At 54.0% G+C, this 17,523-nt stretch carries 18 protein-coding genes; 10 read left to right on the top strand and 8 right to left on the bottom strand.

The annotated features are described in order from the left end of the window. The first annotated feature begins 180 nt into the window (after window positions 1-180). Together holC and BM373_RS12170 are read left to right on the top strand one after the other, a co-directional pair. A complete protein-coding gene (gene holC / locus BM373_RS12175) occupies window positions 181-624 on the top strand; it encodes a DNA polymerase III subunit chi (RefSeq protein WP_090461765.1) in 444 nt (147 codons plus the stop codon). Beyond that, complete coding sequence (locus tag BM373_RS12170) at window positions 624-3,479, top strand: valine--tRNA ligase (protein WP_090461763.1); 2,856 nt, start codon at window positions 624-626, stop codon at window positions 3,477-3,479. Before holC ends, BM373_RS12170 begins: the two co-directional genes overlap by 1 nt. A gap of 39 nt (window positions 3,480-3,518) precedes the next feature. Here the strand turns inward: BM373_RS12170 and BM373_RS12165 are convergent, their stop codons facing one another. The 4 genes from BM373_RS12165 to BM373_RS12150 all read right to left on the bottom strand — a co-directional run bounded on the left by BM373_RS12165 (window position 3,519) and on the right by BM373_RS12150 (window position 6,867). After that, window positions 3,519-4,034, bottom strand: a complete 516-nt coding sequence (locus BM373_RS12165; protein WP_090461761.1) for a DUF943 family protein — start codon at window positions 4,032-4,034, stop codon at window positions 3,519-3,521. A 37-nt stretch (window positions 4,035-4,071) separates the two neighbouring features. After that, window positions 4,072-4,491, bottom strand: a complete 420-nt coding sequence (locus tag BM373_RS12160; protein ID WP_256214638.1) for a DUF3289 family protein — start codon at window positions 4,489-4,491, stop codon at window positions 4,072-4,074. A gap of 203 nt (window positions 4,492-4,694) precedes the next feature. Next, entirely contained in the window at window positions 4,695-5,717 is a 1,023-nt protein-coding gene (locus tag BM373_RS12155) for a M48 family metallopeptidase (RefSeq protein WP_090461760.1), read from the bottom strand. Beyond that, a complete protein-coding gene (locus BM373_RS12150; protein ID WP_090461758.1) occupies window positions 5,704-6,867 on the bottom strand; it encodes a YjgN family protein in 1,164 nt (387 codons plus the stop codon). The genes BM373_RS12155 and BM373_RS12150 overlap by 14 nt, the downstream gene beginning before the upstream one ends. A 217-nt stretch (window positions 6,868-7,084) precedes the next feature. On the opposite strand from BM373_RS12150, the gene BM373_RS12145 reads away from it, so the two are divergent. Beyond that, window positions 7,085-7,597, top strand: a complete 513-nt coding sequence (locus tag BM373_RS12145) for a GNAT family N-acetyltransferase (RefSeq protein ID WP_090461756.1) — start codon at window positions 7,085-7,087, stop codon at window positions 7,595-7,597. A gap of 94 nt (window positions 7,598-7,691) precedes the next feature. On the opposite strand, the gene BM373_RS12140 is transcribed toward BM373_RS12145, so the two are convergent. From BM373_RS12140 to rraB, 3 genes are read right to left on the bottom strand one after another with little or no spacing between them, the layout of a single operon-like run. Further along, a complete protein-coding gene (locus BM373_RS12140) occupies window positions 7,692-8,426 on the bottom strand; it encodes a topoisomerase II (RefSeq protein WP_090461754.1) in 735 nt (244 codons plus the stop codon). Between the two features lie 16 nt (window positions 8,427-8,442). Next, window positions 8,443-9,201, bottom strand: coding sequence for a tRNA isopentenyl-2-thiomethyl-A-37 hydroxylase MiaE (miaE, locus tag BM373_RS12135; protein WP_090461752.1), 759 nt, complete (start codon window positions 9,199-9,201; stop codon window positions 8,443-8,445). Window positions 9,202-9,258: 57 nt separating this feature from the next. Then, the gene (rraB, locus tag BM373_RS12130) at window positions 9,259-9,684 is read right to left on the bottom strand and encodes a ribonuclease E inhibitor RraB (RefSeq protein WP_090461749.1); all 426 of its coding nucleotides are present in this window, start codon (window positions 9,682-9,684) and stop codon (window positions 9,259-9,261) included. Between the two features lie 98 nt (window positions 9,685-9,782). Between rraB and BM373_RS21980 the strand changes: the two genes are divergently transcribed. Both BM373_RS21980 and argF (BM373_RS12125) read left to right on the top strand, forming a co-directional pair. Next, window positions 9,783-9,920: a putative translational regulatory protein ArgL gene (locus BM373_RS21980; RefSeq protein WP_371261107.1), complete on the top strand. Its 138-nt coding sequence runs from the start codon at window positions 9,783-9,785 to the stop codon at window positions 9,918-9,920. Next, window positions 9,881-10,852, top strand: a complete 972-nt coding sequence (gene argF, locus BM373_RS12125; RefSeq protein ID WP_371261113.1) for an ornithine carbamoyltransferase — start codon at window positions 9,881-9,883, stop codon at window positions 10,850-10,852. Before BM373_RS21980 ends, argF (BM373_RS12125) begins: the two co-directional genes overlap by 40 nt. Window positions 10,853-11,022: 170 nt before the next feature. Here argF (BM373_RS12125) and BM373_RS12120 read toward each other — a convergent pair whose 3' ends face one another. After that, window positions 11,023-11,475, bottom strand: a complete 453-nt coding sequence (locus BM373_RS12120; protein WP_090461745.1) for a YhcH/YjgK/YiaL family protein — start codon at window positions 11,473-11,475, stop codon at window positions 11,023-11,025. Window positions 11,476-12,149: 674 nt separating this feature from the next. Between BM373_RS12120 and arcA the strand changes: the two genes are divergently transcribed. The 5 genes from arcA (at window position 12,150) to BM373_RS12095 (ending at window position 17,459) form a co-directional block, all read left to right on the top strand. Beyond that, window positions 12,150-13,370, top strand: coding sequence for an arginine deiminase (gene arcA, locus BM373_RS12115; protein WP_090461744.1), 1,221 nt, complete (start codon window positions 12,150-12,152; stop codon window positions 13,368-13,370). Window positions 13,371-13,381: 11 nt separating this feature from the next. Next, window positions 13,382-14,293: a carbamate kinase gene (arcC, locus tag BM373_RS12110; RefSeq protein WP_090461742.1), complete on the top strand. Its 912-nt coding sequence runs from the start codon at window positions 13,382-13,384 to the stop codon at window positions 14,291-14,293. A gap of 147 nt (window positions 14,294-14,440) precedes the next feature. After that, window positions 14,441-15,445, top strand: coding sequence for an ornithine carbamoyltransferase (gene argF, locus BM373_RS12105; RefSeq protein WP_090461740.1), 1,005 nt, complete (start codon window positions 14,441-14,443; stop codon window positions 15,443-15,445). A gap of 50 nt (window positions 15,446-15,495) precedes the next feature. Continuing rightward, on the top strand, window positions 15,496-16,899 hold the full coding sequence (locus BM373_RS12100; protein WP_090461738.1) for a YfcC family protein: 1,404 nt from the start codon (window positions 15,496-15,498) through the stop codon (window positions 16,897-16,899). 83 nt (window positions 16,900-16,982) lie between these two features. After that, window positions 16,983-17,459, top strand: coding sequence for an arginine repressor (locus BM373_RS12095; RefSeq protein ID WP_090461736.1), 477 nt, complete (start codon window positions 16,983-16,985; stop codon window positions 17,457-17,459). The last annotated feature ends 64 nt before the right edge of the window (window positions 17,460-17,523 follow it).

The following is a 17,523-nucleotide window of genomic DNA, read 5'->3' as shown; positions in this document are numbered from 1 at the left end:
ACCCCTCACCCTGGCCCTCTCCCACAGGGAGAGGGGACAGATTGTGCGCGATCCCGCCTTTCCCCCTCTCCCTCAGAGAGAGGGCACAGACTGTGCGCGATCCCGCCTTTCCCCCTCTCCCTCAGGGAGAGGGCCGGGGTGAGGGTGTAAGGTTTAAACCCACAACAAGAAGCCCCATATATGAAAAACGCAACGTTCTATCTTCTGGACAATGACAACGCCGTGGATGGCTTAAGCGCCGTTGAGCAACTGGTGTGTGACATTGCCGCAGAACGTTGGCGCAACGGCAAGCGTGTGCTGATCGCCTGTGAAGATGAACAGCAGGCTATCCGGCTGGATGAGGCGCTCTGGGCGCGTCCGGCAGAGAGTTTTGTCCCGCACAATCTGGCGGGTGAAGGGCCGCGTGGCGGTGCGCCGGTCGAAATCGCCTGGCCGCAGAAGCGCAACAGCAGCCCGCGCGATCTGTTAATCGCTTTACGCGTAAACTTTGCAGATTTTGCCACCGCTTTCACAGAAGTGATAGACTTCGTCCCCTACGAAGAAACTTTGAAACAACTGGCTCGCGAGCGCTATAAAGCCTATCGCCTGGCCGGTTTTAACCTGAATACGGCAACCTGGAAATAATGGAAAAGACATATAACCCACAAGATATCGAACAGCCGCTTTACGAGCACTGGGAGCAGCAGGGCTATTTCAAACCGAATGGCGATGAAAGCCAGGAAAGTTTCTGCATCATGATCCCGCCGCCGAACGTCACCGGCAGTTTGCATATGGGTCACGCCTTCCAGCAAACCATCATGGATACCATGATCCGCTACCAGCGTATGCAGGGTAAAAATACCCTGTGGCAGGCCGGTACCGACCACGCGGGTATCGCAACCCAGATGGTGGTTGAGCGCAAAATTGCCGCCGAAGAAGGTAAAACCCGCCACGACTATGGCCGCGATGCGTTCATCGACAAAATCTGGCAGTGGAAGGCAGAATCCGGCGGCACCATTACCCGTCAGATGCGTCGCCTTGGCAACTCCGTGGACTGGGAGCGCGAGCGCTTCACCATGGACGAAGGCCTGTCTAACGCCGTCAAAGAAGTGTTTGTGCGCCTGTATAAAGAAGATCTGATTTACCGTGGCAAGCGCCTGGTGAACTGGGATCCGAAACTGCGCACTGCAATCTCCGATCTGGAAGTGGAAAACCGCGAGTCCAAAGGCTCGATGTGGCACATCCGCTATCCGCTGGCCGACGGCGCGAAAACCGCTGACGGTAAAGATTACCTGGTGGTTGCCACCACCCGCCCGGAAACCCTGCTGGGCGATACCGGCGTGGCAGTTAACCCGGAAGATCCACGTTATAAAGACCTGATTGGCAAATTCGTGATGCTGCCGCTGGTCGATCGCCGCATTCCGATTGTGGGCGACGAACACGCCGACATGACCAAAGGCACCGGCTGCGTGAAAATCACCCCGGCACACGACTTCAATGACTATGAAGTTGGCCGTCGCCACGCCCTGCCAATGATCAACATTCTGACCTTTGACGGTGATATCCGTGAAAGCGCCGAAGTGTACGACACCAAAGGCAACGAATCTGACGTTTACTCCGCTGAAATCCCGGCTGCATTCCAGAAACTTGAGCGCTTTGCCGCGCGTAAAGCCGTGGTTGCCGCCGTTGATGCGCTCGGCCTGCTGGAAGAGATCAAACCCCACGACCTGACCGTGCCTTACGGCGACCGTGGCGGCGTGGTGATTGAACCGATGCTGACTGACCAGTGGTACGTGCGTGCTGACGTGCTGGCTAAACCGGCGGTCGAAGCGGTTGAGAACGGCGATATTCAGTTCGTGCCGAAGCAGTACGAAAACATGTATTTCTCCTGGATGCGCGACATTCAGGACTGGTGTATCTCCCGCCAGCTCTGGTGGGGCCACCGTATTCCGGCCTGGTATGACAACGACGGCAACGTCTATGTAGGCCGCAGCGAGGACGAAGTGCGTCAGGAAAATAACCTGAGCGCCGACGTTGCGCTGCGTCAGGACGACGACGTGCTCGACACCTGGTTCTCCTCTGCGCTGTGGACCTTCTCCACCCTCGGCTGGCCGGAAAACACCGACGCGCTGCGTCAGTTCCACCCGACCTCAGTGATGGTGTCCGGCTTCGACATTATCTTCTTCTGGATTGCGCGCATGATCATGATGACCATGCACTTCATCAAAGACGAAGACGGCAAGCCGCAGATCCCGTTCAAGACCATCTACATGACGGGGCTTATCCGCGACGACGAAGGCCAGAAGATGTCCAAATCCAAGGGCAACGTGATTGACCCGCTGGATATGGTGGACGGCATTTCCCTGCCGGATCTGCTGGAGAAACGTACCGGCAACATGATGCAGCCGCAGCTGGCAGAAAAAATCGCTAAACGCACCGAGAAGCAGTTCCCGAACGGCATTGAGCCGCACGGCACCGACGCCCTGCGCTTCACGCTGGCGGCGCTGGCCTCAACCGGTCGCGACATCAACTGGGACATGAAGCGCCTGGAAGGTTACCGTAACTTCTGTAACAAGCTGTGGAACGCCAGCCGCTTCGTGCTGATGAACACCGAAGATCAGGATTGCGGCTTCAACGGCGGCGAAATGACCCTGTCGCTGGCGGATCGCTGGATCCTCGCCGAGTTCAACCGCACGGTGAAAGCCTACCGTGAAGCGCTGGACAGCTACCGCTTCGATATCGCCGCAGGCATTCTGTATGAGTTCACCTGGAACCAGTTCTGCGACTGGTATCTGGAACTGACCAAGCCGGTAATGAACGGCGGCTCTGAAGTGGAACTGCGCGGCACCCGTAATACGCTGGTGACGGTGCTGGAAGGTCTGCTGCGCCTGGCGCACCCGATGATTCCGTTTATTACCGAAACCATCTGGCAGCGCGTGAAAGTGCTGTGTGGCATCACCGCTGACACCATCATGCTGCAGCCATTCCCGCAGTACGATGCCGCGAAAGTGGACGAAGCCGCAGCCGCTGACACTGAATGGCTGAAGCAGGCGATTGTCGCCGTGCGTAATATTCGCGCCGAGATGAACCTCTCTCCGGGTAAACCGCTGGCTCTGCTGCTGCGCGGTTGCAGCGAGGCTGCCGTGCGTCGCGTGAACGAAAACAGCACATTCCTGCAAACCATGGCCCGTCTGGAAAGCATCACCGTGCTGCCAGCCGATGATAAAGGCCCGGTGTCGGTGACCAAAATCATCGACGGCGCAGAACTGCTGATCCCGATGGCAGGCCTGGTGGATAAAGCCGCCGAGCTTGAACGTCTGGCGAAAGAAGTGGCTAAAATCGAGCTGGAGATCGGTAAAATCGAAAGCAAACTGGGTAACGAAGGTTTCGTGGCGCGCGCGCCTGAAGCGGTTGTTGCCAAAGAGCGCGAGCGTCTGGACGGTTTCGCCCAGGCCAAAGCGAAGCTGATTGAACAGCAGGCGGTAATAGCCGCGCTGTAAGTTAACGAAAACGCCGAAGGTATTCTTCGGCGTTTTATTTTAAGGTGTTTTAATTCGCAAAAGCTTCCCGTCCGGCATGGTAATCCAGTAATAATCACTATCACTGAAAGAGAATCTTTCATAGAACCCCGCATCGAAATCTACATCCATGAGTATATTTTTTTCAATACAATGTTTTTCTGATTCTTTTGTCGGGGGGAAACAATAGAGATCGCTATCGCCGGATTTTTTAATATCGGTAAACCCGCCACCAATATCCCAAAAAGTAATAATCCAGGAATCGCATGAGGGTATACCGTATTTTTTCTTCAGTTCATCTTTGTGCTCCAAATACCAGTGAATCCGCCCCCATTCAGTTAATGCAAGATGGTTCACTACGATATCATATGCTCCGAAATTTCTATCGTTGCAGACATTAAATTCTGGTGCAGATGCAGGATCATACTTAATCTTACTTCCGGCCCAAATAATATTTACTGGTCGTTGAGTCCAGAGCAGATAGCTGAATATCAGTAGCACTATACTACCGATAACGACTTTATGTTTCAGCTTCATACGCCCCCCTTCATACGCATATACGCCTGAAAATTGGTCATAAATGGGACGCACGATTCAGAAGTTCACCAGACCATGGTTGCCCTTTGCCGTAATGAAAATGATCAATCAGCTCACCAATAAGAGACGCATACTGTCCATTGGCAAATTGCATAGACAACTCTTTCATCTCATCAAACATAATATCTGCGCATTGCCGACGGCTAATTGGCTTACCTTGCACTTGCTGATGACCGAAATCAGGATAATGGGTGTTAAAGGTAGTCGCCATATTAAATTGCAAACACCTGAATGGATCGACCCGCGCAAAGATATCTTTCAATCCCCTAGATTGAAAATCCCAATCATATAAATCACCGCACCGCATATCATCAATATAATAATTATCGAAACGGTGATAGGTAGAAAAAATCTCATAGGGCAGTTGTATTGATAATGCAGAATCTATACTCATCATTTATTCATCCGTGAAGTAACACATGCTGGTACATTGATAAAATTTTTACATGAGCATCTATCCTAAAACAGGACGCCAGCAGAAAATATGACACTGCTGGTATAATTTATATTCTTCTATCTAAATAGCTATTCATTCACTTACAAAGCCGCTATCCGCCAATAAAAAACCGGGCATTAACGTGCCCGGTTTTTTTATGCAAATTATTGCGCGGCGTTGCGGATTGCCTCCAGCCGCTCCTCCATGGCCGGATGCGTGCTAAGCCAGTCCGGGAGTGCCCATTTGCTTTCCTCTTTTCCATCCTCGCCCAGTGCGGTGAAGATTTGTAGCATCGCGGTCAACGACCGCCCCTGGCGTTGCATTTCTTCCAGCGCAAATTCATCCGCTTCGCTTTCCATGCTACGGGAAAAGCGCATCTCGTTAAGCAATACCGCCGACTGCAACAAGGTGTCGCCCACCCCGCTGACATCTCCCATCACCCACATCATGGTGATTGAAATCAGTGAAGAGCGCACCACCATCTGCATCGAATGACGATACCGATAATGCCCTGTCTCGTGCAGCATGACCGCTGCCAGCGCATCGTCACTTTTTGCAAGCTGCGCCAGTTGATCGCTGAGTATCAGGGTACCGTCCGGCAGCATGAATGCATTCGCCCCCATCGGGAAATGCATGATGCGCAGGCGCAGGCCCGGCCGATCGCGCATATCTTTTGGGATCACCTCCCGGAACAGCATCTGTAGCTGCTGCTGACGCGTTGCACTCAGTTTGCTTTGGGTCAGTCCCTGGCTTTCGAGATAGGTCGCGCTGTAACGGCCAAGCTGCTGCTCGATGCTCGCCGGTAGCTGTTGGGCAATGAGGTTGCTCAGTAACGGCAGCAGGCACCAGACGTAGAACACGCCCGCCAGCACCGTGCCGAACAGCATCGCTACCACGCCGCGTTTGTGCTGCTCTAACCGATGAATCAGTCCCGGACGGCGATGGCGAAAATACCACTGACGAAATAGCCTATCGTCGGCGGGCACAAACCGGCCGCCGTCGGCAAACGTCAGGGATAATGGAATATCCCCCAGCGCGTCTGACACCGTCAGTTCAGCCAGCGGCCAGGTCTGACTGCCCGCGTCAACATGCAGCGTCACCGCCGCGTCATGCAGCGTCAGTTGGGCCACCTCACGGGCAGCCCGACCGGGATACTGATAAAAACCCGTGAGATTAGAACCCGACATTAATATCCAGCGCCTGCACCAGCTCTTCCGTCACCGCACCCGGCGCATGTTCACTGTGCGCATGGACGGTCAGTGAATCCAGATCCCCTTCCACTTCCAGCGTCTCCAGCACGTAGCGTGCATGACGCACATGGGCAAACGGCGAGGCGATGCCTAAAGAGAAAATGACAATCAGCGCGTTGGTAAACAGCAGGCCCAGATAGGAGGTGAATTTCATGCTGGAGTACAAACGGATAGCGCCATTGTTCAGCGTGGTCTGGTTCGCCACATAGTTACGATGCGCCACAATCAGCCATGCCGCCGCAACCATGCTCCCAAACAGCATCAGCACATAGACCAGAATAATCGAACCATAATGGCTGAGAATCATCATGGATGCTGCTTCTTCAGCGCCTCCAAACGCACTCATTAGTGCAATGGAATAGATCATTTTGCCCAGTATTGCCCCGGCGATGAGCAGCACCGGCACAACAATCAGCGCAGATTTAAAGGCCATTTTGACAAAGGCCCCTTTCTTCATTTCGCCCTTAAACGCGGCATCGCCAAAGAAAAGGTTATTCACATAGAGATCGTAACTCAGGGCAGTGCTTACCCCGTTAAACGTGATAAAGGCCGGTATAAAAAACACGAGGGCAAGTATGAATTCCGTGAGCCCGCTGGCCAGAAACCGCGCCACGCCAAAAGCAAGAATCAGTCCTATGAAGCACACCAGCGGGAAGCCGAGAAATATCCAGTAGGCGCGACCGAGGCGGCAAATATAGTTAAACCGCACGCCACGATAGCTGGACATGATGGCGTTGAAGCGCCAGCTACGGACAATAATCCACGGCAGCAGTAAGACAAAAACCGCCACGATAAGCATGGTCAGCGTTTCACTTGCCATGGAACAAATATAGAAAATAACAATGCCAACAAAGGCGATAATACGACCAATCAGAATTTGTAGCGGGCGGGCGTGATAATCAAAACGATCGCCTGAAAGCTCTGTATTGCCATAAAAATAACGATATGTTCTGACTTTCGCCCATGCGGAATATATACCCAGAGTGATGATTGATAGAAAAATATTCACCAGCCATATAACAAAATATTTTCCGCCTTCCCCATGAAACTTAAGGGCATGGCGCTGTGTTTTAGTAAAAGAACTCATACTTTTCATCCTGAAATAAATGATTAAAAACCCTTATTCTAAGGGGGAACTGACTCAGCGCAGCACAATATGCCGCGCTGTATTTCATTGCCGCGACACGACAATAAGATGCAATGCTGGCAAAAGCAGGCTTTTATTTTTCATCTTTGCCAGGTCTGTTTTATAGTGGGGGCTTGTCCAAAGACTTTTTACATCCCCTAATACTCCAGGTTATCCCATGCAGAGTAATGCACACATTATGACAGGCGAATTACTGCTTCGCCTACTCCAGGAAAATGATAATCCGGCCATCGCCCGTGTGATCCGCGAGGTTTCCGCTGAATTCGGATTAACGGCCGATAAAGGCTACACCGTTGCCGATCCCAATCTGGACGCGTTGTATCAACTTTACAGCCAGCCCCGTCATGCTTACTGGGTGATTGAGCGGGCGGGTCAGGTGGTTGGCGGCGGTGGCGTCGCGCCGCTTTCCTGTAGCGATTCGGACATTTGCGAACTGCAAAAAATGTATTTCCTTCCCGAAATGCGCGGCCAGGGCCTGGCGAAGAAACTTGCGCTGCTGGCGATGGATCACGCCCGCGAGCAGGGTTTCAAACGCTGCTATCTGGAAACCACCGCCTTTCTGAAAGAGGCGATTGCGCTGTATGAGCATTTAGGGTTTGAGCATATCGACGCACCGCTCGGCTGCACCGGGCATGTGGATTGCGAAGTGCGGATGCTTAAGGTGCTGTGATGGGATTTTCCCCTCACCCTAACCCTCTCCCTAAGGGAGAGGGAACAGATCCACCTCTCCCATGGGGAGAGGGCCGGGGTGAGGGGTCAACCCGCTACATCTCACTCGACGTATAGCGCACAATCCCCGCCGCTTTCGCCTCTGGCAGCGCCAGCACGCCAGCCCACAGGTCCCGCACGATGTCACAGGTCACCTTCTCTTTACCGACACCTTTTTCCGGCTGCGACATAATCTCCATGTCCTGACCATACTTCTGCGCCAGTTGCGCCACCACAGGGCGTAAATCTTCAAGGGCCTGATCGCGTTCCTGATGAGTAACGGTGTGTTTATTCGGGCCATACGCCGAGCGCATCATATTGGCGTCAACGTTCATCCGGTAACGCAGCATCTCCTGCGGCAGAATACGCATCGGGTTTACCCCGCCCTTCACCGCCGGGAACAGAAAACGGTAGCAGCTATCGTCGCTGACCTTTTGCACCGCCGCGGTCTGCTCCATATTCACTTTCATATACAGCACCACCTGATCGTCCGGGGCCTGTTGCAGGCGCGCCACCTGCTTTTGCAAAATTTGGGGCTGGATAATGTCGATAATCTGCTGCTCGGTCTTCCCTTCTTTTTGCAACGCCATGGCGCGAGTCCGCATCTGCACCCAGAACTGCGGCTCCTGCTCTTTAAGCACCTGGAACGAGGGCATGGTCGCCAGCGCTGCGTCGAATTGTTCTTCCGGGGAGAGAGTAGTGGTTTTGTTGTTATCTGCGCTCTTCATGTAGCCCAGCACCCCTGCAATAAGGGCGACAACAAGCGGTATAGCTATCCGTGACAGTTTCATCCTGATGTCCTGCTAATTAAACGGGTACGCCGCTGTGAAAACGAAATTCGTTATCCGGCGTGGAAATTAATGTCGCTTCCACCTCACCAAAATGCCGAATGCGCGGGGAAATATCCTCATCCGAAACCTGCTGCGCCAGCGTCAAATAATCTTCGTAGTGGCGCGCTTCCGATCGCAATAATGACAGGTAGAACTTCTGCAAATCGTCATCCAGAAAAGGAGCCAGTGCGGCGAAACGTTCGCAGGAGCGCGCTTCAATATAAGCACCGCAAATCAGTTTATCGATGAGCGTTAAGGGCTCATGCGTGCGCACGGCTTTCAGCATCCCTTTGGCATAACGGCTGGCGGTGATTTTGACGTAGGGAATGTTACGCAACATCATCGCCTCGCGCACCTGCCAGAAATGGTGCAATTCCTCTTTAATCAGCAGCACCATGCTGTCGATAAGCTGTCGTCCCCAGGGATCGTCGGTCTGAGGCATCACGCTTTTGCCAATCTGTTTATGCAGCGCGATAAAATCGGGTTCCGGCCCCTCGCGAAAGGTAAAGGCCTCATAGGGTTTTAACCAGTCGAGCAGCGTATCGCCGCCGGTTTTATCCGCCACGTATTTGCGCACCAGTAGCATCGCCGTTTGCGCCGCCTTTAATTCACAAACAAGATGATCGGTTAACAGCAGCGGCAGATTAGCCGGATCGCGCGCGCGATCGATCCACGCCTGCGGCGTCGGACAGTGCAGAAACTGGTGTATCGGGGAGAGTATGTGCGGGTAATCCATGGAATTCCTTGCAGTGCGGCAGCGGGCGCTACCGCACTGATGACCAGAGCGTAAAACTTAGTGACGGATCCCGTCGTCGTCCTCATCGACGAAATCTTCATCGTCCTCGTCGTCGCCTTCTTCGCCGTTCGGATCTTCGTAGTAGGTGCCCCAGCCGTCATATTCAACATCGAATTTTTCTGCCAGCGCCATCAGTTGCTCAACCTGCGCGTCGATCAGCTCTGCTTTCAGTGCGGATTCGCTCAGGATGTCGCAGCAGATCACCACGTCGCCCTCTTCCACTTCCAGCTCTTCCGGCTCGGTCACTTCATAACCCAGCTTGAAGGCTTCAACGGCCATTTTTTCTAACGTTTCAAAATCGTCGGCAGAGAAATGATGCTCGATTGTGTACAGCGCATCGGGATCGCTGCCATCGTCCAGCAGTTCTTCAATAATTAAACGCGTTTCTTCACGTTGCTCTTCCAGTTGCTCCGGGTTTGCCATGGCTCGTTCCTCATATGTGCGGCAGATACTCTTATTTTCACATACCGTTGCCAATGCCTCCACTCCTGACAGAAAAGATTTGTTAAACAGGGTTGCAAATGAATATTTACACATATAAAGTGAATTTTAATTCAATAAGTGGCTTAAGCCATGAGAGGGAAACATGTCTGCGTTTTACCAGAAACACTTTCTTAAACTGCTCGATTTTAGCAGCAATGAAATCAATACCCTGCTGACGCTCGCCGCACAACTCAAAGCCGACAAGAAAAAAGGTACGGAAGTACAGAAGCTTACTGGCAAAAATATCGCGCTCATCTTCGAAAAAGACTCTACCCGCACACGATGCTCTTTCGAAGTTGCCGCATTTGACCAGGGCGCTCGCGTAACCTGGCTCGGCCCAAGCGGTAGCCAGATTGGGCATAAAGAATCAATTAAAGATACCGCACGGGTGCTGGGCCGGATGTACGATGGCATTCAGTACCGGGGATACGGTCAGGAAATCGTCGAAACGCTGGCGGAATTCGCCGGGGTGCCGGTATGGAACGGACTGACCAATGAGTTCCACCCGACCCAGTTGCTGGCGGATCTGCTCACCATGCAGGAGCAGTTGCCGGGCAAAGCCTTTAACGAGATGACACTGGTGTACGCGGGCGATGCACGCAACAACATGGGCAACTCGATGCTGGAAGCGGCGGCGCTGGTGGGACTGGATCTGCGCCTCGTCGCGCCGAAAGCCTGCTGGCCGCAGGAGAGCCTGGTGGCCGAGTGCACGGCGCTGGCGGTGCAGAACGGCGGCAATATCACGCTGACGGAAGATATCGCTGCGGGCGTGAAAGGCGCAGACTTTATCTATACCGATGTGTGGGTGTCGATGGGTGAAGCAAAAGAGAAATGGGCCGAACGTATTGCCCTGCTGCGTGATTATCAGGTTAATCGTCAGATGATGGCGTTAACCGGGAATCCGCAGGTGAAATTCCTCCACTGCCTGCCCGCCTTCCACGATGACCAGACGACGCTTGGCAAAAAGATGGCGGAAGAATTTGGCCTCCACGGTGGCATGGAAGTCACCGACGAAGTGTTTGAGTCAGCGAACAGCGTGGTGTTTGACCAGGCTGAGAACCGGATGCATACGATTAAAGCGGTGATGGTGGCGACGCTGAGTCAGTAATATCCCCTCACCCTAACCCTCTCCCACAGGGGAGAGGGAATAGATCGAGCGCGGATTGCCCTTCCCCTCTCCCCTGTGCACCGCGGACAAATCGAGCGCGGGCTGGCTTTTCCCCCTCTCCCTTAGGGAGAGGGCCGGGGTGAGGGTATGAGTAAGGTGAGGATAAAACCTCACCCCACCAGCATTTTCACCACCACCTTACGCACCTGTGCAGCCTCACCCACGGCGCACAGCGGCTTATGCACTTCCCCCGGATAAAACACCACAAAATCACCTTCGCTTAACACCACGGTTTTTTCCTGCTCGCCTGCCGGTAAAAACGCGATGTCTTTATCCGCCAGCCAGTCGGTATCCGGCGTGCCGTGCGGCAGGGTGCTGAAGGTCATCCCTTCCTGGCCTTTTAAAACAATCTGAATATCCAGGTAGCGGGCGTGGTACTCGGCGCGGCGCTCGGCAAACGGCTGCGTCATATCTTCGGAAAGCAGGAAAAACAGACGGCTGCCGTCGATGTCGTGCTTGCCAGTCGGGGTTGCGTCGGTGACGTTCTGCTTAACGTATTCAATCGCCTGCGCCAGTTCCTGAGGCAGCCAGGATTGCAGATTGTGGATATTGCCAACGATCATAATGATCTCCTTTCGTAAAACAGCGTTTCATTTTTTATGTGTTATACGAAAAAAACCACTTCCCTACCACTACTAATTGGCAAAGATTTGTTGTAACGCATGTTTATCGGCAGACCCGTTATTAAATTGTTAAATAGCATTCTGGCTTTATGCAGCCATTCTGCATAAGTGATTGATTATCCATAATAATGCAATCTATAACCCATTGATTAGTTTATACTTATCAAAAAAACCTTGGCGTACTCACACTTTGCCTCACAACATATTCAGGCAGGTAACGCCATAGTTATTTTTTAATTTAGCTTAATGCGCAAATAATCGATCGTTTATTTTGAATACTCATGCAGCACTGATTTATTTAACGTTAAAAATCAATAAGATAAATCACAGTGATTATTTTTTAATTTCTACATTATATTAACAAGTTCAAATAATGAAACTGAATAATGCGTAGGGATTCATCCGGCTATTTTAATGATTTGGGTATTTTCTGATGTCAGTCATGCATTAAGAAACAAACCCGCTCTCCCCCATTTCAGCGTGAGCAATATCACATTATAAATAACGCCAGCGTTTAGTATGGCCCCCGAATTCAACTGAACACGAAGGGTTATGAAAAATAATATTTTCATAACGCCGTCCCTTTTATTCTTAAAAAAGTTCAAGGAATAATTATGGAAAAGCATTACGTCGGTTCTGAAATTGGCCAATTGCGCAGCGTTATGTTGCATCGCCCTAACCTGAGCCTGAAAAGACTGACGCCCTCGAATTGTCAGGAGCTGTTATTTGACGACGTGCTGTCAGTGGAACGGGCCGGTGAAGAACACGATATTTTTGCCAATACCCTGCGCCAGCAAGGAGTGGAAGTATTACTGCTTACCGATCTGTTAACCGAAACGCTGGATACGCCGGATGCCAAGGCCTGGCTGCTGCAAACTCAGGTATCGGATTACCGCCTTGGGCCGACATTTGCCTCCGACGTGCGCGGCTGGCTGGCCGATATGCCGCACCGCGAACTGGCGCGTCGTCTGAGCGGGGGACTGACCTACGGAGAAATCCCGGCCTTTATTAAAAATATGGTCGTCGATACACATACGGCAAATGATTTTATTATGAAGCCGCTCCCTAACCATTTATTTACACGCGACACCTCATGCTGGATATATAACGGCGTCTCCATCAACCCAATGGCAAAACCAGCCCGCCAGCGTGAAACCAATAATCTGCGCGCCATTTATCGCTGGCACCAGAAATTTACCGACGGCGAGTTTATTAAATATTTCGGCGATGAAGATATTAATTACGATCATGCGACACTGGAAGGCGGCGATGTATTAGTCATCGGACGCGGCGCAGTATTAATCGGTATGTCCGAACGCACCACTCCGCAGGGGATCGAATTCCTCGCCAACAGCCTGTTTAAACATCGTCAGGCCGAGCGGGTGATCGCCGTTGAATTACCCAAGCACCGCTCCTGTATGCACCTCGACACCGTAATGACCCATATCGACGTCGATACCTTCTCGGTTTACCCGGAAGTGGTGCGCAAAGATGTGCAGTGCTGGACGCTGACCCCGGACGGACGCGGCGGTCTGAGCCGTCTGCAAGAGCCGAGCCTGCTGCATGCGCTGGAAAAAGCGCTGGGCGTGTCGCAGATCCGCCTGATCACCACCGGCGGCGACGCCTTCGAAGCCGAACGCGAGCAGTGGAATGACGCTAACAACGTGCTGACCCTGCGCCCCGGCGTGGTTGTCGGCTACGAGCGCAACATCTGGACCAACGAAAAATATGACAAAGCGGGCATTACCGTCCTGCCGATCCCCGGTGACGAACTGGGGCGGGGTCGTGGTGGCGCGCGCTGCATGAGTTGCCCGCTTGAACGTGACGGCATTTAAGGAGACGCAAAATGGAATTGAAACCTACCCTCGTGGTCGCGCTCGGTGGTAATGCGCTGCTTAAACGCGGTGAGCCGCTGGAAGCAGACATTCAGCGCAAGAATATCGATCTGGCGGCAAAAACCATCGCCGGCCTGACCCACAACTGGCGCGTGGTGCTGGTGCACGGCAACGGCCCGCAGGTGGGTCTGCTGGCACTGCAAAACAGCGCCTATGAAAACGTCACCCCCTACCCGCTCGATATTCTCGGCGCGGAAAGCCAGGGGATGATCGGCTACATGCTCCAGCAATCGCTGAAAAACCAGTTGCCGCAGCGGGAAGTGAGCGTGCTGCTGACGCAGGTGGAAGTGGATGCGGCCGATCCCGCCTTCGCCAATCCGACCAAATACATTGGCCCGGTGTATGACCAGGCGCAGGCCGACGCCCTGAGCGCAGAAAAAGGCTGGCGCTTTAAGGCTGACGGGACGTACTTCCGCCGCGTGGTGCCTTCGCCGCAGCCGAAGCGGATCGTCGAGAGCGACGCCATTAACGCCCTGATCAGCCGCGATCACCTGGTGATTTGCAACGGCGGTGGCGGTGTACCAGTGGTGGAGAAAGCCGACGGCTACCACGGCATTGAGGCGGTGATCGACAAAGACCTCTCCGCCGCCCTGCTCGCCCGCCAGATTGAGGCCGACGCCCTGCTGATCCTCACCGACGCCGACGCGGTGTATGTCGACTGGGGTAAGCCCGGTCAGCGCCCCCTCGCCCAGGTCACGCCCGCGCTGCTGGATGAGATGACGTTTGACGCCGGATCGATGGGACCGAAGGTCGCCGCCTGTAGCCGCTTTGTGCGCGAGTGCAACGGCATCGCCGGGATCGGCGCGCTGGCAGACGGCCCGGCGATTTTAGCCGGGGATAAAGGAACGCTGATTCGGCAGTAATTTTTTCCCCTCACCCTAACCCTCTCCCTCAGGGAGAGGGAATTTTCGCCCCCTCTCACTCAGGGGGAGGGAATTTTCGCCCCCTCTCCCTGAGGGAGAGGGCCGGGGTGAGGGTCACAAAATCGCACATTCTAAAAGGACATTTATATGACTATCTCAATGAAAAACCGCAATTTCCTGAAACTTTTAGACTACACCCCCGCCGAAATTCAGCACCTCATCGATCTCGCCATTGAGCTGAAAGCGGCCAAAAAATCCGGGTGTGAGAAGAAAACCTTAGTCGGTAAAAATATCGCGCTGATTTTTGAGAAAACCTCCACCCGTACCCGCTGTGCGTTTGAAGTGGCGGCGTTCGATCAGGGCGCGCAGGTCACTTACCTCGGCCCAAGCGGATCGCAGATCGGCCACAAAGAGTCGATGAAAGACACCGCCAGGGTGCTCGGACGCATGTATGACGGCATTGAATATCGCGGTTACGGCCAGGCGATTGTGGAAGAACTCGGTGAATTCGCGGGCGTGCCGGTCTGGAACGGGCTGACCAACGAGTTCCACCCGACGCAAATCCTCGCGGATCTGATGACCATGCTCGAACACGCGCCGGGCAAAACCCTGCCGGAGCTGAGCTTTGCGTACCTCGGCGATGCGCGCAACAACATGGGCAATGACCTGATGGTTGGCGCAGCGAAAATGGGCATGGATATCCGCCTGGTCGCTCCTCGCGCGTTCTGGCCGGAAGAGGCGCTGGTGGCGCAGTGCCGTGCCATCGCCGCCGAAACCGGGGCGCGGATCGTGCTGACGGAAGACGTGGAAGAAGGCGTCAACGGCGTCGATTTCCTCTACACCGACGTGTGGGTGTCGATGGGCGAGCCGAAAGAAGCCTGGGGCGAGCGCGTAAGCCTGATGAAACCTTACCAGGTTAACGGCGACGTGGTGAAAGCCACTGGCAACCCGAACGTCAAATTTATGCACTGCCTGCCCGCCTTCCACAACGAGCACACCACCATGGGCCGTGAAATCGAAATCGCCTACGGGCTGAAGGGGCTGGAAGTGACGGAAGAGGTGTTCGAGTCCGCCAACTCCATCGTGTTTGACGAAGCAGAAAACAGAATGCACACCATCAAAGCGGTCATGGTGGCGACACTCGGCGAGTAATCAACCGGGCGCGTCGGCACGCTGGCGCGCCCGAAAAGGGAGAGCACCCCATGGGCAAGTTCAAATTTCCTTCCGCTTACACCATTTTATTTGTTCTCATCGCGCTGGTCGCCGCGCTTAGCTGGGTGATCCCGGCCGGGCAGTATCAGATGGCGATGAACGAAACGCTGGGTAAAGAAGTCCCGGTTGCAGGCACCTACGCTCACGTTGCGGCGCATCCGCAGGGGCTGGTGGCCGTTCTGATGGCCCCGATCAGCGGCCTCTACGATCCGACGACCGGTCAGGCAGGCGCAATCGACGTGGCACTGTTTATTTTGATCATCGGCGGCTTTCTGGGGATCGTCACCAAAACCGGGGCCATTGACGCCGGGATCGAGCGTGTCACCACCCGCCTTCGCGGGCGCGAAGAGTGGATGATCCCGATCCTGATGGGGCTGTTCGCCGCCGGCGGGACGATCTACGGCATGGCCGAAGAGTCGCTGCCGTTTTACACCCTGCTGGTGCCGGTGATGCTCGCCGCCCGCTTCGATCCTGTCGTCGCCGCCTCGACCATTTTGCTGGGAGCGGGGATCGGCACACTGGGTTCGACGATCAACCCCTTCGCCACGGTGATCGCCGCCAACGCCGCAGGCATTCCCTTCACCAACGGCATTTTGCTGCGCGTGCTGCTGCTCGGCGTGGGCTGGGTGATCTGCGTGGCGTGGGTGATGCGTTATGCGCGTAAGGTTCGTCTCGATCCGACAAGCTCCATCGTGGCCGATAAACTCGAAGAAAATCAGGCGCATTTTCTGGGCAATAAATCCCCGGAAGCGCTCGAATTCACCCCGATTCGCAAGCTGATTCTAGTGATTTTCGCCCTCGCCTTCGCAGTGATGATCTACGGCGTAGCGGTGCTCGGCTGGTGGATGGCTGAAATCTCCGCCGTGTTTCTCGCCGCCGCCATCATCGTGGGGCTGATTGCCCGCATGAGCGAAGAAGAACTGACCTCCACGTTCATCAACGGCGCGCGCGATTTGCTCGGCGTGGCGCTGATCATCGGCATTGCGCGCGGCATCGTGGTGATTATGGATAAGGGGATGATCACCCACACCATTTTGCACAGCGCCGAAGGGATGGTGAGCGGTTTGTCCTCGGTGGCGTTTATCAACGTGATGTACTGGCTGGAAGTGGTGCTCTCGTTTCTGGTGCCTTCATCTTCCGGGCTTGCGGTGTTGACCATGCCGATCATGGCTCCACTTGCTGATTTTGCGAACGTTAACCGCGACCTGGTGGTCACCGCCTACCAGTCAGCTTCCGGCATTGTGAATCTGATCACGCCAACGTCTGCTGTTGTGATGGGCGGCCTGGCCATTGCCCGCGTACCTTATGTGCGTTACCTGAAGTGGGTCGCCCCTTTGCTTTTAATACTGACCATCGTGATCACCCTGGTGCTCAGCGTGGGCGCGCTGCTTTGAGTTTTCGCCGTAGGGCATCTGCACGTTTTCAGGCCCGGTAAGCCACGCTTCCGGGCATTTTGGCAACCAATTGAGATAACGCTATGAACGAACCCGCTAACTCCGCCAGAGAGCAGCTTCAGCTCACCGTCTGTCAGCGTCTTATCATGGAAAAAAGCTATTTATCACAGGAGCAGATCCGTCGGGATTTGCAGGATCATGGCTTCGAAACCATCAGCCAGTCCACCGTTTCGCGTCTGCTTAAGCTGCTGGGCGTCATAAAAATCCGCAATGCGAAGGGACAAAAAATTTATTCCGTGAATCCGCAATTACGCCCGGCCCCGGATGCGGCGCGTTCCATCTCTGAGATGGTGGTCAGCGTGGAGCACAATAGCGAGTTTATCCTTATTCATACCGCCGCCGGATACGGGCGCGCCGTCGCCAGGATACTGGATTACCATGCCATCCCGGAGATCTTAGGCGTGGTGGCAGGTAGCAGTATTGTCTGGGTGGCTCCGCGCGATGTGAAGCGCACCGCCATCGTACACAAGCGCGTTAATTATCTATTAAGAATGCATTAATATGCATAATAACCGTTTGCATAGCGTGAATTGTGCATTAATTACTTGATCCGAAAAAGCAGCT

Origin of the sequence: Enterobacter sp. kpr-6, from assembly GCF_900116015.1 — a bacterium.
Taxonomy (GTDB): Bacteria; Pseudomonadota; Gammaproteobacteria; order Enterobacterales; family Enterobacteriaceae; genus Enterobacter_D.
Note: the sequence above shows the minus strand (reverse complement) of the source record. Positions and strands in the feature narration are given on the sequence as shown.

What these genes read in the sequence shown, in the direction of transcription:
- holC (WP_090461765.1), top strand. Translation starts at nt 181, where the DNA reads ATGAAAAACGCAACGTTCTATCTTCTGGACAATGACAACGCCGTGGAT.
- BM373_RS12170 (WP_090461763.1), top strand. Translation starts at nt 624, where the DNA reads ATGGAAAAGACATATAACCCACAAGATATCGAACAGCCGCTTTACGAG.
- BM373_RS12165 (WP_090461761.1), bottom strand. Translation starts at nt 4,034, where the DNA reads ATGAAGCTGAAACATAAAGTCGTTATCGGTAGTATAGTGCTACTGATA.
- BM373_RS12160 (WP_256214638.1), bottom strand. Translation starts at nt 4,491, where the DNA reads ATGATGAGTATAGATTCTGCATTATCAATACAACTGCCCTATGAGATT.
- BM373_RS12155 (WP_090461760.1), bottom strand. Translation starts at nt 5,717, where the DNA reads ATGTCGGGTTCTAATCTCACGGGTTTTTATCAGTATCCCGGTCGGGCT.
- BM373_RS12150 (WP_090461758.1), bottom strand. Translation starts at nt 6,867, where the DNA reads ATGAGTTCTTTTACTAAAACACAGCGCCATGCCCTTAAGTTTCATGGG.
- BM373_RS12145 (WP_090461756.1), top strand. Translation starts at nt 7,085, where the DNA reads ATGCAGAGTAATGCACACATTATGACAGGCGAATTACTGCTTCGCCTA.
- BM373_RS12140 (WP_090461754.1), bottom strand. Translation starts at nt 8,426, where the DNA reads ATGAAACTGTCACGGATAGCTATACCGCTTGTTGTCGCCCTTATTGCA.
- miaE (WP_090461752.1), bottom strand. Translation starts at nt 9,201, where the DNA reads ATGGATTACCCGCACATACTCTCCCCGATACACCAGTTTCTGCACTGT.
- rraB (WP_090461749.1), bottom strand. Translation starts at nt 9,684, where the DNA reads ATGGCAAACCCGGAGCAACTGGAAGAGCAACGTGAAGAAACGCGTTTA.
- BM373_RS21980 (WP_371261107.1), top strand. Translation starts at nt 9,783, where the DNA reads ATGAATATTTACACATATAAAGTGAATTTTAATTCAATAAGTGGCTTA.
- BM373_RS12120 (WP_090461745.1), bottom strand. Translation starts at nt 11,475, where the DNA reads ATGATCGTTGGCAATATCCACAATCTGCAATCCTGGCTGCCTCAGGAA.
- arcA (WP_090461744.1), top strand. Translation starts at nt 12,150, where the DNA reads ATGGAAAAGCATTACGTCGGTTCTGAAATTGGCCAATTGCGCAGCGTT.
- arcC (WP_090461742.1), top strand. Translation starts at nt 13,382, where the DNA reads ATGGAATTGAAACCTACCCTCGTGGTCGCGCTCGGTGGTAATGCGCTG.
- argF (WP_090461740.1), top strand. Translation starts at nt 14,441, where the DNA reads ATGACTATCTCAATGAAAAACCGCAATTTCCTGAAACTTTTAGACTAC.
- BM373_RS12100 (WP_090461738.1), top strand. Translation starts at nt 15,496, where the DNA reads ATGGGCAAGTTCAAATTTCCTTCCGCTTACACCATTTTATTTGTTCTC.
- BM373_RS12095 (WP_090461736.1), top strand. Translation starts at nt 16,983, where the DNA reads ATGAACGAACCCGCTAACTCCGCCAGAGAGCAGCTTCAGCTCACCGTC.